Origin of the sequence: Ciceribacter sichuanensis (assembly GCF_024055605.1) — a bacterium.
Classification (GTDB): domain Bacteria; phylum Pseudomonadota; class Alphaproteobacteria; order Rhizobiales; family Rhizobiaceae; genus Allorhizobium; species Allorhizobium sichuanense.
The window spans coordinates 202,106-215,726 of sequence record NZ_JAMXLX010000002.1 but is presented as its reverse complement, the minus strand read 5'-3'; the positions used below and the strand labels follow the sequence as shown (position 1 = coordinate 215,726).

The following is a 13,621-nucleotide window of genomic DNA, read 5'->3' as shown; positions in this document are numbered from 1 at the left end:
TTGACAGAATTCTTTTTCGAGGATCGCATGAGTTTCATTGACCGCCTGTTGCAAAGCCGCCGCATCGTCACGAAGGTTCTTCTCTTCGTCGTGCCGCTTGTTATCCTGATGGCCGGGGTTGGACTGCTCGGTTACCACACGGCAACCATGCTCAACGGCCACATGACGGTGACCCGCGCGACGATCGGCAATATCAGCGATCTCGAGAAGGTGCAGGCGGCGCTGCAGGAATTCACGATCGATCCGTCCGAAGAGAGCCGTTCGGCGCTGATCGCGGCGATTTCCGCGGAAGAAAGCGGTCTCGGCGTTCTCGACGGTGTGCTGGCCGAGCAGGCAGCCAAGGCGGAACTCGGCGATCTCAGGGCGCTCGCCGACAAGATGCGCGTACAACTCGACGCGATGTGGGCGAACAAGACCGAACGGGATAATCTCGACGCTTCGATCGAGGCGAGCCTCGCCGCCATCGAGACCGAAGGCGGTCAGATCAAGAAGCAGGTCGAATTCGTCCGCAAGGAATTCACCGAGAAGGAACAGTTCGCCAAGGAACTGCTGTTCGACAGCTCGGCTTTCAAGGGGCTGGTCGACAAGCTCGGCAAGATGCGCGCCGGCGTGCAGATGGCGTTCACTCCGACCGAGCAGCTGGATGAGGCGCGCCTCTACATGGGCGCCATCGCCAAGGAACTGGCACGCGCCGAATCCATCACTTCGCCGAAGAGCAAGCCGACGATTGCCGAGGTGGCCGGTGCCGTGTCCAGGCTCGATGCTATCCTTGCCGGCAATGACAGCGATGACGCCAAGGCCCAGGCGCTTGGCCGACAGCTTTCGGAATTGGTCGGCATCGAGCAGAAGCTCACCCTGCAGGCCGCCAAGAATACCGATGTCGCTTCCGACCGTTTCGTCGGTCTCGACAAGCTTGTTGCTGATCAGAAGGAACTCATGGAACTGGTCGATACCGCCGCGATCGGTATCGATGCCCTGCGCCTGCATTCGGAGCGGATGCGTGCCGTGGTCGACGATGCCTCCCGGCAGCAGGTTCTTTCAGACCTGAAGGCTCTCTCCGGCGCGGGCAAGCAGATTTCCGCGCTTGGTGCGAAGAACAGTGCGCTGCGCGACTTCGCCAAGAAGATCGAGCCGCATGTGGCTGCGATCGAAAGCCAGTCCGCATCGCTTCTGGCTCTCGACGAAACCTGGCGGAAGGAGCGGGCGACCGCATCCGAGCACGTTTCAAAGGCTATGTCCTCACTGCGCGATTTCGTCAGCCATGCGCAGGAGATCGGCAAGGAAGACAGCGAACGGTCCGCCTCGATTTCCGTCATCGCCATGGTCGTCGGTACGCTGCTTGCGATCGTCGGCGGCCTTATGTTGATCGAGACGCTGCGCGCGCCGCTGAAGCGCATCACCGAGGTCATGACGCGGCTTGCAGGCGGCGATCTCGCGGTGCCGATCGAGGGTCGCAATCGTGGCGACGAAATCGGCGATATGGTGCGTTCCGTCACGGTCTTCCGCGATGCGGCAGTCGAAAACCGCAGACTCGAGGATGAGGCTGCAAGCGCCAGAACGATGTCCGCGAAGGAAGCCGAGCAGCGTGCCCGCGAGCGCGAACAGATCGAAGCCGAGCAGCGGTCGGCGCTCGATGCCCTTTCGGAAGTGCTGGAGGCGCTGGCGGCTGGTAACCTCGAGGTTACCATGCGCGACAACCTGCCGGGTGATTTCGTCGCCATGGCCGAGACCTACAACCATGCCGTCGAGGCGTTGCGGGCAACCCTTGCGGATGTCCGCTCCACCAGCGTCGATATCGACGCCGGCACCGGCAATCTTGCAGTTTCGGCGGACGATCTCGCCCGTCGTACAGAACAGCAGGCGGCGGCGCTTGAAGAAAGCGCACGGGCTCTGGCACATCTCAGCGATGTGGTGCGCTCGACGGCGGACGGTGCTGGTCGTACCGCGCAGTCGGTCCATCTGGCGCGCGACCATGCCCGCCAGTCGGGAGTGGTCGTCACCCATGCCGTGGAAGCCATGGCCGAAATCAGCCGTTCGTCGGAAAAGATCTCGACGATCATCGGCGTCATCGACGAAATCGCCTTCCAGACCAACCTGCTTGCGCTCAATGCCGGCGTCGAGGCTGCAAGGGCAGGCGAGGCGGGACGCGGCTTTGCCGTGGTCGCCCAGGAGGTTCGGGAACTTGCCCAGCGTTGCGCAAGCGCCGCCAAGGAAATCAAGGGGCTGATTTCGGTCAGTTCCGGGCAGGTAAAGTCGGGTGTCTCGCTGGTCGAACAGACGGGCGAGGCGCTGCAGGCAATCATCGATCAGGTCGAGGAAGTACAGACTCTGGTCGAAGGCATATCGTCCGCCACCCGCGAACAGTCGACCGGCATCAGCGAAGTGACCAAGGCCGTCAAGGACGTGGAACTCATCACCCAGCGCAACGCGGCGATGGTGGAAGAGAACAACGCCGAAATCCAAGGCCTGCGCCATCGCGTCGAAGTGCTGATGGCGAAGATCGACCAGTTCAAGACCCGCGACCTCGCCAGCCAGCATCTGCTCGGTGCAAACGAGCGACGCCATGAGGACATAGCGATGCGGCGGAGCGCCTGAGGGCAGGAGCGAAACCGGCGCCAGGATGCTGAATTCCAAAGTGCTCAGCCGCCGGTGACGCTCATGTGGCGGGCGACGGCCGGCCGGCGGTGGTCGCGGTCGATGATGAAGTCGTGCCCCTTGGGCTTGCGGCCGATGGCCTCATCGATGGCGGTCGAAAGGAAGGCACCATCCGGTGAGGCCCGCAAGGCCATGCGGAGATCGGCGGCGTCATTCTGGCCGAGACACATGTAGAGCGTGCCGGTGCAGGTCACGCGCACCCGGTTGCAGCTTTCGCAGAAATTATGGGTCAGCGGTGTGATGAAGCCCAGGCGTCCGCCGGTTTCCGCCACATCGACGTAGCGCGCAGGGCCGCCGGTCGAGAGCGGAATATCGGTCATGGTGAAGTTCTGCGACAGGCGCTCGCGCACGGTCGAAAGCGGCAGGTACTGGTCCGTGCGGTCTTCGTCCGTTTCGCCCATCGGCATGGTCTCGATCAGGGTGAGGTCCATGTCGTTGGCATGGGCGTAGCGCAGGAGGTCCGGGATTTCGTGCTCGTTGAAGTCCTTGAGCGCGACGGCATTGAGCTTGACCCGGATGCCGGCGCGCTGAGCGGCGGCGATGCCTTCCATCACCTTGCCGAGATCGCCCCAGCGGGTGATCGCGTGGAACTTGTCGGGATCGAGGGTGTCGAGCGACACGTTGATGCGGCGAACGCCGCATGCGGCAAGCTCGTCGGCAAAGCGGGCAAGCTGCGATCCGTTCGTCGTCAGTGTCAGTTCGTCGAGCGCGCCTGACTCAAGATGGCGAGCGAGGCTTCTGACGAGGAACATGATGTTCTTGCGCACAAGAGGTTCCCCGCCCGTCAGGCGCAGCTTACGAACACCTTTGGCGATGAAGGCGGAACAGAGCTGGTCCAGCTCCTCGAGCGTCAGCAGGTCCTTCTTCGGCAGGAAGGTCATGTTTTCCGCCATGCAATAGGTACAGCGGAAATCGCAGCGGTCCGTCACCGACACGCGCAGATAGGTCACCGCTCGGCCGAACGGGTCGATCATGGGGGCGCTGCTGTCGACCAGAGCCGATGCGTTCGGCCATGGACCTGCTTTGAAATTCAACGGAACCTCCCGGTTTTTGCAATAATACCGGTTCTTCCTAATAGGATGGGTATTTCAGGGAATTGCGTCAAGCTATACGGACGGTTGCTATTCATCAAAATGTCTTGCGCTGCAAGACCGCGATGCCTAACTGTCTGTTCGAAATCCGATGGTGGAGCATGACGATGAGCGATGTCTGGCCAAGCGAACTCAAGGTCTCGAAGGATCGCAGGCTGTTGACGGTGACCTTCAACGACGGGACGAAAGCTGTCCTGCCGGCGGAAATGTTGCGCGTGCTTTCGCCCTCCGCTGAGGTTCAGGGGCATGGCCCCGACCAGAAGGTCACAGTGCCGGGCAAGCGGAATGTCGCCATTTCCGATATGGTCCAGACCGGCAATTACGCGGTCCGGATCCGTTTTGACGACGGTCATGACACCGGAATCTTCACCTGGAGCTATCTGCACGAACTCGGGCTGAGCGGTGCCGAGAAGTTTGCCGAATATGAAGGTGAACTTGCCGCAAAGGGCTTGAGCCGCGATCCCCGTTGAGTGCTTTCAGTCGTAGCTGAGGGCCGGCTTAAGCACCGATGACCTCTTGTTGTTGAAGCCGTGTGATCAGTTTTTCCATGTTTTCCGCCATGGCCCGGCAATCCTCGATCGGCGTCGCGGAGAGCGTTTTCTCGATGATGTCGGTCTGAATGACCATGGCCCGGCCGGTCAGTTCGCGTCCCGATTCGGTCAAATAGAGCCGCAGCACTCTCTTGTCCTTCTGATCGGCTCGGCGCTCCAGCAGTCCGCGCTTTTCCATCTGCGGCAGCAGCATGCTCATGTTGGAGCGGCCGACCAGCAGCTTGCGGGCCAGTTCCTGCTGCGAAATCCCTTCGAAGCGATAGAGATTGACGAGAATGTCGAGGTGCGGCGGCTTGATTTCCAGATCCGCCAACGCCCGCGTCAGGGCTTGCTGCATCAACTGGCAGGCGCGGCCGACGGCGATCCAGCTCTTGAAACGAGGATGATCCCAGGGCAGGACTTGATTTTTGTTCATCGCTGTACTTTATTGTTCATGATTGAACTTTATCACGGATATCCAGACTATGCCATCCTTTGCCATCAAGGTCACCCGTGCCGGTTTCTCTGTGCTTGGACGAGTCTCCCCGGATATCGCCGCGAGGCTGGCTTTCCGGCTCTTCTGCGTGACGCCTTCGAGGAAGCCGAAGGGCGACAAGGCAAAGGCGGTGTTTGCCGCTGGTGAGCAACGGCTTTCCCTGGCGGAGAGAATCACGCTTCCGACCAGCAGCGGTTTCGTCAGTGCCTACCGGTTGTCCTCGCGAGAAGCGGCGCCGCGGCGGATTCTCGTGGTGCATGGATGGGGCGCGCGGGCGGAATATCTGACGGAGATCGCTTCCGGGCTTCAGGCGAGCGGTGCGGAAGTGGTCCTGCTGGATCTGCCCGGTCACGGTCGTTCGTCCGGGCGACTTCTCGATATGCGGCGGGCAGCGGAGGCGATCGTTGCGGCGCAGGCGCAGTTCGGGCCGTTCGATGGAGCCGTCGGCCATTCCTTTGGCGGTGCGAGCCTGATGACGGCGTCGGGCGGAATTTTCGGCTGCGTTCCCGCCTTCAATGCCGGGCGGATGGTGCTGATCGGTTCTCCGTCGCGGATAACCGACGTCATGCGTGATTTCGCTGATCACGTGGGGCTTGGTAGTGCAGCGCGCGAACTTCTCGCCACGTATTCGCAGACCATGACCGGAGCTCCGGTCGAGGCCTATGACGCGGTGCCCATTGCAAGGCGCCTGGATCGGCCGCTCCTCGTTATTCATGCCGAGGACGACAAGGAAGTGCGGGTGGAGCATGCCAAGCGCTATCTCGGCATATCGGACAAGGTGCAGCATCTCTGGGCAAACGGTTACGGTCACCGGCGTATCGTCAGCGCGCCGGAAGTGATTGCCGCAACGAGCCGGTTTCTTTGCGGCTCCGAGGTTTCCCTTTCGGTGGTCGAGAACTCGCCCGAACCGCTTCGCGACGTGTCATCATTCTGATACGAAACGGACCTAGTGCGACAGGCCATATGACAGGCTGTACCGGGAGGTTCCATGTCCATCATTCGCAGCCCTGAAGAGCTGAAAAAGATCTATGACGGCGTGTCCGAGGCGTCGATCGCCAAGGTGACAGCCAGCCTCACGGCGGAATATCGCCGTATGATCGAAATCGCTCCCTTCATGGCGCTCGCAACCTCCGGACCGGAGGGGCTCGATTGTTCGCCGCGCGGCGACCGCGGATCGGTCGTTCGGGTCGAGGACGAAAAGACGCTCGCGCTGCCTGACTGGCGTGGCAACAATCGCATCGATTCGCTGCTGAATATCGTCCGGGACCCGCGCGTTGCGCTGATGTTCCTCATTCCCGGTTCGAACACGGCGATCCGGGTCAACGGCCAGGCGGTGATCTCCGTCGATGCGGCTTTGCTGGAAAGCTTCGAGATGGATGGAAAACATCCGCGCACGGTGGTGCTGGTTACCATCCACGAGGTCTATTTCCAGTGCGCGCGGGCGATCATGCGCGCCGATCTCTGGAACCCTGAGAGCTTTGTCGATCCGAAGAGCCTGCCGACTCCCGGTGACTTGCTGAAGGCGGCGAAGACCGATTTCGACAAGGAAACCTATGATCGGGAATGGCCGGCGCGCGCAGCAAAGACCATGTGGTAAGCTGCGCATTGGTGAGGCAGGCGCGCCCCGTCGCGCCGCGCGGGACCGACCGACGCTGCCTACCGTTTGTAGATCAGCCAGCTCTTGGTGAAATCCTTCTTCATGCCGTCCTCGTAATACTTGGTGCGGTTACGACCGGCATTCTTGGCGCAATAGAGCGCGATGTCGGATTTCGCGTAGAGTTCGCCCGGGTCTTCAGCTTCGCCCGACATGCAGAAGCCGAGCGACATGGTGATGGGGCCGTAATTGACCCCGGTCTTCGAATTCTTGAAGGGCGTGGTTTCGAGTGCGTTGCGCACGCGCTCGCACATTTGGTTGACCTCTTCGGCCGTATTGCCGTCGATGATGATGGCGAATTCCTCGCCACCGGTGCGGGCCACGAAACAGTCCTTACGGACATTCGAACGGATCACCGTCGCGACGGTCGCAAGGATCTTGTCGCCGACAGGGTGGCCATAGGTGTCGTTGATCTTCTTGAAGTGGTCGATATCTGCCAGCACCAGAGCCGTCAGCGAGCTGGTGGATGAGGTATCGTAGATCGCAGCCAGGCGCTCGTCGAAGGCGCGGCGGTTGGCGATACGCGTCAGCGAGTCGGTATTGGCGATGCGCTTGTATTCATCCAGTTCCTTGCGGACCTGATCCATTTCCTGGGATTTCTGGCTGAATTTCTCGGCCGTTTGTTCCCCGTGTGCCATCGTGTCCCCGGTGGCCTCGGTCAGGATCGAGATCGCGCTTCTCAGGATGTCCGCGCTGGTGCTGCTCTTGGAGTTGATGCGGGTATAGGTCTCGCCCAGCAGCTTGTTATAGCTTTCGAGCGAGTTCTGCTCCTGCTTCAGCAGGCGCAGAAGGCCATCGAGCTCGGTAACGATCCTCGAATGTGCGGTCTCGATGACCCGGCTCTGATGATGATTGCCGAAATACTGCTGACCCAGCGCATCCAGTTCGTCCTGGGTGGCGCGGCTGCCAAGCGCAGCCAGTTCGCGGGTCAATGAAGGGTTCGAGCCGATATAAGCTTCATAGAAAAGCTCATAATTGCGGGGGATAGGCGCTACACCCATCGTCCGCATGGCATATGTGATTTGCGCCGCAACGTCGGGAACCTGTCCCTTGGGCGTCGTTGCCGTGCTCATCGGCGAACTCCAGTTGATGTCTTTGGATTTGTCATCCCCAATACATTGTTGGACTAAAATTGTTTGAAAAGCTTTAACATCCGCTACCCCAAAACTTGTTGGTCAGATTTCGTGCTGCGCTGCGAAATCCGTTTTCATCCTTTGGTTTTCAAAGGGTTGCTGGGGACAGCTGGAAGATGCGGCACTGCAGCGCCGCATCCTTTTGCTTAATGGTACCGTGGAACGTCAGCCGAGGTTGAACTCCTGAAAGAAGTCGTTGCCCTTGTCGTCGGTGACGATGAAGGCGGGGAAATCCTCAACCTCGATCTTCCATACGGCTTCCATTCCGAGTTCCGGATATTCGAGCACTTCCACCTTCTTGATGCAGTCCTGGGCAAGGCGGGCGGCCGGACCGCCGATCGAGCCGAGATAGAAGCCACCATGCTTCTTGCAGGCTTCGCGAACGGCGCGCGAGCGATTGCCCTTGGCGAGCATGACCATGGAGCCGCCGAAGGACTGGAACTGGTCGACGTAGCTGTCCATGCGGCCGGCCGTCGTCGGGCCGAAAGAGCCGGAGGCGTAACCGGTCGGGGTCTTCGCCGGTCCGGCATAATAGACCGGGTGGTTCTTCATGTAGTCCGGCATGCCCTCGCCCTTTTCAAGACGTTCGCGGATCTTGGAGTGCGCGAGGTCTCGAGCGACGATAATCGTGCCGGTGAGCGACAGGCGGGTCTTGACCGGGTGCTTGGTCAGCTCGGCCAAAATGGCGCTCATCGGCTGGTTGAGATCGATCTTGACCACCGAGGAGGAAAGCGCCGTTTCATCGATGTCCGGCATGTATTTCGACGGATCGGTCTCGAGCTGTTCGATGTAAATACCGTCCTTCGTGATCTTTCCGACCGCCTGGCGGTCGGCGGAACAGGAGACGCCGAGGCCGATCGGCAACGAGGCGCCGTGACGCGGCAGGCGGATGACGCGGACGTCATGACAGAAATACTTGCCGCCGAATTGAGCGCCGACACCCATCTGCTGGGTGAGCTTGTGGATTTCCTTTTCCATCTCGAGATCGCGGAAGGCGTGGGCGCTTTCCGAGCCTTCGGTCGGAAGGTTGTCGAGATAGCGAGCGGAGGCGAGCTTGACCGTTTTCAGGTTCATTTCCGCCGACAGGCCGCCGATGACGATGGCCAGATGGTAGGGGGGACAGGCTGCCGTGCCGAGGGTGAGGATCTTTTCCTTGAGGAAATCGATCATGCGGTCATGGGTCAAAAGCGAAGGCGTGCCCTGATAAAGGAAGGTCTTGTTGGCCGAGCCGCCGCCCTTGGCCATGAACAGGAACTTGTAGGCGTCGTCGCCTTCCTCGTAGATGTCGATCTGCGCTGGCAGGTTGGTCTTGGTGTTCTTCTCCTCGAACATCTTGATCGGGGCAAGCTGCGAGTAGCGCAGGTTCTTCTTCTCATAGGCGTCGCGTACGCCGGCGGCCAGCGCTTCATAGTCGCCGCCTTCGGTCCAGACGCGGCGGCCCTTCTTGGCCATCACGATCGCAGTTCCGGTATCCTGGCACATGGGCAGGATGCCGCCCGCGGCGATATTGGCGTTCTTCAGCAGATCGTAGGCAACGAAACGGTCGTTGTCGGTCGCCTCGGGATCTTCGAGGATCGAGGCGAGCTGCTTCAGATGGCCCGGGCGCAGCAGGTGGTTGATATCGGCAAGGGCCGTCTCCGCGAGGAGACGCAGACCTTCCGGCTCAACGGTCAGGATTTCCTTGCCGTTGAACGTCGTCGTGGAAACGTAGTCGGAGGTGATCTTGCGATAGGAGGTGTTATCTTCGCCGAGCGGGAAAAGATCGTCAGCCATTGCGGAGCCTTTCTGGACGATGTGCGGAAGCGCATTTCGCACGCCGGTCTAGTCCCGGAAAGCCCGTTTTGCAATGGTTCTAAAGTCGTTCGGTGACCGGCGAAAACCTTCCCCTTAAGGCATGGTTTCCGCCGGTAACGTGTTCGTCGGGACGGTCAGGCCCGTTTCGTCACTTCGGGCCGATCATCAGTTCCGGCCGCACCAACTCGTCGAATTCCTCGTTGGTGAGATAGCCGCCGCCGACGGTTTCCTGCCGGAGCGTCGTGCCGTTCTTATGGGCCGTCTTGGCGATCTTGGCGCAGGTGTCGTAGCCGAGGCGGGTGTTCAGCGCCGTCACCAGCATCAGCGAGTTTTCCACGCCGCGCTTGATGTTGTCTTCGCGCGCCTCGATGCCGACGACGCAATTGTCGGTGAAGGAGCGTGCCGCATCACCGAGCAACTGGGTCGACTGCAGGAAATTGTAGGCCATCATCGGGTTGTAGACGTTAAGCTCGAAATGGCCTTGGCTGCCGGCGAAGGTGATCGCCGCGTTGTTGCCGAAGATGTGGGCGCAGACCTGGGTGAGCGCCTCCGATTGGGTCGGGTTGACCTTGCCCGGCATGATCGAGGAGCCCGGCTCGTTTTCCGGCAGGGAAAGTTCGCCGAGGCCGGCACGCGGGCCGGAGCCGAGGAACCGGATGTCGTTGGCAATTTTGAAGAGGGCGGCGGCGGCGGCATTGATCGCGCCGTGGGCAAAGACCATGGCGTCATGCGCCGCCAGCGCCTCGAACTTGTTGGGCGCCGTGACGAAGGGCAGGTCGGTGATCTTGGCGATCTCCTCCGCGACCTTCTCGGCAAAGCCGACCGGCGCATTGAGGCCTGTGCCGACCGCCGTGCCGCCCTGGGCGAGTTCGTAGAGGCCCGGCAGCGTCAGTTCGATGCGCTTGATGGCGGAGGTGACCTGAGCAGCATAGCCGGAAAATTCCTGGCCGAGGGTGAGCGGAGTGGCGTCCTGGGTGTGGGTACGGCCGATCTTGATGATATGCGCGAAAGCCTTCGACTTCGCGTCGAGCGCTTCGTGCAGGTGCCTGAGGCCGGGGATCAGGTGATGAACGATCTGTTCGGCGCAGGCGATGTGCATGGCCGTCGGATAGGTGTCGTTCGACGACTGGCTCATGTTGACGTGGTCGTTCGGGTGGATCGGCTTCTTCGAGCCCATGACCCCGCCCAGCATCTCGATGGCACGGTTGGAGATTACCTCGTTTGCATTCATGTTGGACTGCGTGCCGGAGCCCGTCTGCCAGACGACCAGCGGGAAGTGATCGTTGAGCTTGCCGTCGATCACTTCCTGTGCTGCCCTGATGATCGGGTCTGCGAGAGAGGGATCAAGATGGCCGAGGGCCATGTTGGCGCGGGCCGCCGCCTGCTTGACGATGCCGAGCGCGCGGACTACCGAAAGCGGCTGCTTTTCCCAGCCGATCTTGAAGTTGCCGCGGGAACGTTCCGCCTGAGCGCCCCAGTAACGGTCGCTTGCCACTTCGATCGGCCCGAAAGTATCGCTTTCTGTGCGGGTATTCATTTTTCCTGCTCCGGATTGGTTCAACGGGTCCCGCCACATTAGGAGGATATGGTTGGGACGCAATCGAATAGCATTTACATGATTATATTTGTCAAGTTATTGGCTGCTCCATAAGAGTGAAGCCCGTTTTAGAGATGTGAAAGTCCATGCCTTCTGGAAACCCGGATTTCAAACCCGTTCTCGCGGCCCTTTCCGCCCTTGGCCATGAGGGGCGCCTTTCGATCATTCGGCTGCTGGCGCGTCATGCGCCGGCGGGGCTCAATGCCGGCGATATCGGCGAGCGCCTCGGCATCCGCGCCAACACGCTTTCAACCAACCTGACGGTGCTGACCAATGCCGGGCTCATTTCAGGGGAGAGGGCGGGGCGGCATATCCGCTATCGGGTGGAAGCGCCGCTGTTGCGCCAGGTGGCCGTGTCCTTGATGAAGGACTGCTGCAGCGCTGCGCCGGAGTTGAGATGTCCCGTCTTTGAGGAGACGGCGAACCGTAATCCGGCTGGCCGCCAGACGGCTTCCTGAAAGGCGGCCGGCAGTCCGGGAACGTTTCCGGCATCTATAGGGCGACACCCGAGGCGCCATCGACGGCGTGGCATATTTGGCACTGGTGATGGCGAATTCGCATTTGCGAAATCCGGCAGGTCGCTCCTCCGGTCAACTTCATGTGATCGGTAAATGGAAAATTAACGAATATTTTCACTTACTTTGTGTCGAATGCCACAGACATTTCCGGTCGGATGTATCCAAATTCGGGACGCGAGTCGGTCGTGTTCTTAAGCAGTCACAACTTTTCAATATGGTGCTGATCAGCTAGTGATCCGCGCCAAGTGGGTCGGCCGTCCCCAAGCCGGCTTGTTACGAACCCATGTCGGGAACGAGAGCGAAATGACGAGATACAACAGGATCGCGGCAATGGCAGTGCTGGCCGCGGTGACGGGCTTCAACGCCTTTCCACATTCCGCCAATGCAGCGACGCTTCTGGATCTTCTGCGCGGCGGTCCGGCAAAGAACAAGCCGGCGATGAATTCCGTCATCGAGCCGCAGGCAAATGGTGGCCTGGAAATGGGCGATCCGGAGCCGCTGCCGAAGGTCACCGGTCCGCGCTACTACACCTACAAGGCGGAAGCCACGCGCGCGATCGTCATTCCGACCTCTGGCAGCACTGACGCGGCCGCGACCCGCACCGCCAGGGATTTCCTGTCTTCGGTCAAGGTGAATGCAACGGCCGATGTCGCTGCGGTCGTCGAGGAATACTACAAGTCCGGCAAGCCGCTGATCTGGGTGTCCGAGACGGGCGTCACGGATCAGGCCCGCGCTGCCATGACCGCATTGGCTGCCGCCGATATCGCGGGCCTTGCGCCTGCAGACTATGCCGTCACCCTGCCATCGGATGCGACCGATCCTGCTGATCCCGACAAGGCCGCCAAGGAGCTTGCTCGGTTCGAACTCGCGCTTTCCACCAAGCTTCTGACCTATGTGAACGACACGGTGCGCGGTCGTATCGACCCGAACAAGCTCTCGGGTTACCACGACTTCAAGCGCAAGTCGGTCAACCTGAAGCCGGTTCTCAACATGGCCCGCCTCAGCCCCGATGTTGGCGCGTATATTCGCAGCCGCGATCCGGATAACGCCCAGTTCATGGCAATGAGGGCCGAATTGGCCCGCCTGAAGGCCGAAGACAGTCAGGCCGGCGGCGTTACTGTCACGATTGCTCCAGATACCCTGTTGAAGCCCGGCCAGAGCAACCCGGAGCTCGCCAATATCCTTGCCGTCATCAAGGCACAGGCCTCTGATGCGTTCAAGGCGCAGCATGGCGCGGTGCTGGACAGCTATGCCGGCACACCGGAATATACGCCTGAGCTTGTCGCCCTGGTCGAAGCTTTCCAGCAGGAAAAGGGTCTTAAGCCCGACGGCGTGATCGGTCGCGCGACCATCCGTACCCTGACAGGCCGCAGCAATGCCGAGAAGATCGAAAAGCTGGTCGTGGCGATGGAAGAAGTCCGCTGGCTGCCGGCTGATTTCGGACAGCGCTTCGTCTTCATCAACCAGCCTGCCTACATGGCCTATTACTACAACGAAGGTCGCGAGCAGCTGTCGATGCGGGTCGTGGTCGGCTCCAAGTCCAACCAGACCTATTTCTTCCAGGACCAGATCCAGACCGTCGAGTTCAATCCCTATTGGGGCGTGCCGAAGTCGATCATCGTCAATGAGATGCTGCCCAAGCTCCGGCAGGACCCGTCCTATCTCGATCGCCTCGGCTATCAGGTGAGCTATAACGGCCGCACGGTCTCCTCGACCGCCGTGGACTGGAATGCGACCCATTCGGTCGATGTGCGCCAGCCGCCGGGTGGCGACAATGCGCTTGGCGAACTCAAGATTCTCTTCCCGAACGCGCATGCAATCTACATGCACGACACGCCGTCGAAGAGCTTCTTCAAGCGGGACATGCGGGCGCTCAGCCATGGCTGCGTACGTCTTGCCGAACCGCGCGAGATGGCTGCTGCCGTCATGGGGACGACCGTCAGCGAAATCGGCAAGCAGATCGCGTCGGGCCAGAACCGCGCCGTGCAGGTGCCGCAGAAGATCCCGGTCTACGTGTCCTACTTCACGGCATGGCCGAACAAGAACGGCGTGGTCGAGTATTTCGACGACGTCTACGGGCGCGATGCGGCCACGCAGAAGGCGTTCACGGTCACGAGCGACGCCCGCAGCCGCTCGTAACGAAACTCAAGTGA

11 protein-coding genes are annotated in these 13,621 nt (G+C 60.7%); 6 read left to right on the top strand and 5 right to left on the bottom strand.

Annotation, left to right across the window (positions count from 1 at the left end; translation table 11 throughout):
* Nucleotides 1–27: 27 nt before the first annotated feature.
* A complete protein-coding gene (locus NBH21_RS07400) occupies nt 28–2,595 on the top strand; it encodes a methyl-accepting chemotaxis protein (RefSeq protein WP_250916108.1) in 2,568 nt (855 codons plus the stop codon).
* Nucleotides 2,596–2,639: 44 nt separating this feature from the next.
* On the opposite strand, the gene moaA is transcribed toward NBH21_RS07400, so the two are convergent.
* On the bottom strand, nt 2,640–3,629 hold the full coding sequence (gene moaA, locus NBH21_RS07395; RefSeq protein ID WP_250916420.1) for a GTP 3',8-cyclase MoaA: 990 nt from the start codon (nt 3,627–3,629) through the stop codon (nt 2,640–2,642).
* Nucleotides 3,630–3,853: 224 nt separating this feature from the next.
* Here moaA and NBH21_RS07390 point away from each other — a divergent pair, with 224 nt between their 5' ends.
* The gene (locus NBH21_RS07390) at nt 3,854–4,216 is read left to right on the top strand and encodes a gamma-butyrobetaine hydroxylase family protein (protein ID WP_250916109.1); all 363 of its coding nucleotides are present in this window, start codon (nt 3,854–3,856) and stop codon (nt 4,214–4,216) included.
* Between the two features lie 28 nt (nt 4,217–4,244).
* Here the strand turns inward: NBH21_RS07390 and NBH21_RS07385 are convergent, their stop codons facing one another.
* On the bottom strand, nt 4,245–4,712 hold the full coding sequence (locus NBH21_RS07385; protein WP_250916110.1) for a MarR family winged helix-turn-helix transcriptional regulator: 468 nt from the start codon (nt 4,710–4,712) through the stop codon (nt 4,245–4,247).
* A 49-nt stretch (nt 4,713–4,761) separates the two neighbouring features.
* Here NBH21_RS07385 and NBH21_RS07380 point away from each other — a divergent pair, with 49 nt between their 5' ends.
* Together NBH21_RS07380 and NBH21_RS07375 are read left to right on the top strand one after the other, a co-directional pair.
* On the top strand, nt 4,762–5,706 hold the full coding sequence (locus NBH21_RS07380) for an alpha/beta hydrolase (protein WP_250916111.1): 945 nt from the start codon (nt 4,762–4,764) through the stop codon (nt 5,704–5,706).
* A 54-nt stretch (nt 5,707–5,760) separates the two neighbouring features.
* Nucleotides 5,761–6,369 carry a pyridoxamine 5'-phosphate oxidase family protein gene (locus tag NBH21_RS07375; protein WP_250916112.1) on the top strand — a complete coding sequence of 203 codons (609 nt, stop codon included), beginning with the start codon at nt 5,761–5,763 and terminating at the stop codon, nt 6,367–6,369.
* A gap of 59 nt (nt 6,370–6,428) precedes the next feature.
* Here NBH21_RS07375 and NBH21_RS07370 read toward each other — a convergent pair whose 3' ends face one another.
* The 3 genes from NBH21_RS07370 to fumC all read right to left on the bottom strand — a co-directional run bounded on the left by NBH21_RS07370 (nt 6,429) and on the right by fumC (nt 10,890).
* Nucleotides 6,429–7,499 carry a GGDEF domain-containing protein gene (locus NBH21_RS07370; RefSeq protein WP_250916113.1) on the bottom strand — a complete coding sequence of 357 codons (1,071 nt, stop codon included), beginning with the start codon at nt 7,497–7,499 and terminating at the stop codon, nt 6,429–6,431.
* A gap of 225 nt (nt 7,500–7,724) precedes the next feature.
* Nucleotides 7,725–9,332 (bottom strand): fumarate hydratase, encoded by a 1,608-nt coding sequence (locus tag NBH21_RS07365; protein ID WP_113437581.1) that lies wholly within the window; start codon nt 9,330–9,332, stop codon nt 7,725–7,727.
* 169 nt (nt 9,333–9,501) lie between these two features.
* Nucleotides 9,502–10,890, bottom strand: a complete 1,389-nt coding sequence (gene fumC / locus NBH21_RS07360) for a class II fumarate hydratase (protein WP_250916114.1) — start codon at nt 10,888–10,890, stop codon at nt 9,502–9,504.
* A 146-nt stretch (nt 10,891–11,036) separates the two neighbouring features.
* Between fumC and NBH21_RS07355 the strand changes: the two genes are divergently transcribed.
* On the top strand, nt 11,037–11,408 hold the full coding sequence (locus NBH21_RS07355) for an ArsR/SmtB family transcription factor (protein WP_250916115.1): 372 nt from the start codon (nt 11,037–11,039) through the stop codon (nt 11,406–11,408).
* 363 nt (nt 11,409–11,771) lie between these two features.
* Nucleotides 11,772–13,607: a L,D-transpeptidase family protein gene (locus tag NBH21_RS07350; protein WP_250916116.1), complete on the top strand. Its 1,836-nt coding sequence runs from the start codon at nt 11,772–11,774 to the stop codon at nt 13,605–13,607.
* Nucleotides 13,608–13,621 lie beyond the last annotated feature (14 nt).

Coding starts and splice junctions, on each gene's coding strand:
- NBH21_RS07400 (WP_250916108.1), top strand. CDS start 28: ATGAGTTTCATTGACCGCCTGTTGCAAAGCCGCCGCATCGTCACGAAG.
- moaA (WP_250916420.1), bottom strand. CDS start 3,629: ATGATCGACCCGTTCGGCCGAGCGGTGACCTATCTGCGCGTGTCGGTG.
- NBH21_RS07390 (WP_250916109.1), top strand. CDS start 3,854: ATGAGCGATGTCTGGCCAAGCGAACTCAAGGTCTCGAAGGATCGCAGG.
- NBH21_RS07385 (WP_250916110.1), bottom strand. CDS start 4,712: ATGAACAAAAATCAAGTCCTGCCCTGGGATCATCCTCGTTTCAAGAGC.
- NBH21_RS07380 (WP_250916111.1), top strand. CDS start 4,762: ATGCCATCCTTTGCCATCAAGGTCACCCGTGCCGGTTTCTCTGTGCTT.
- NBH21_RS07375 (WP_250916112.1), top strand. CDS start 5,761: ATGTCCATCATTCGCAGCCCTGAAGAGCTGAAAAAGATCTATGACGGC.
- NBH21_RS07370 (WP_250916113.1), bottom strand. CDS start 7,499: ATGAGCACGGCAACGACGCCCAAGGGACAGGTTCCCGACGTTGCGGCG.
- NBH21_RS07365 (WP_113437581.1), bottom strand. CDS start 9,332: ATGGCTGACGATCTTTTCCCGCTCGGCGAAGATAACACCTCCTATCGC.
- fumC (WP_250916114.1), bottom strand. CDS start 10,890: ATGAATACCCGCACAGAAAGCGATACTTTCGGGCCGATCGAAGTGGCA.
- NBH21_RS07355 (WP_250916115.1), top strand. CDS start 11,037: ATGCCTTCTGGAAACCCGGATTTCAAACCCGTTCTCGCGGCCCTTTCC.
- NBH21_RS07350 (WP_250916116.1), top strand. CDS start 11,772: ATGACGAGATACAACAGGATCGCGGCAATGGCAGTGCTGGCCGCGGTG.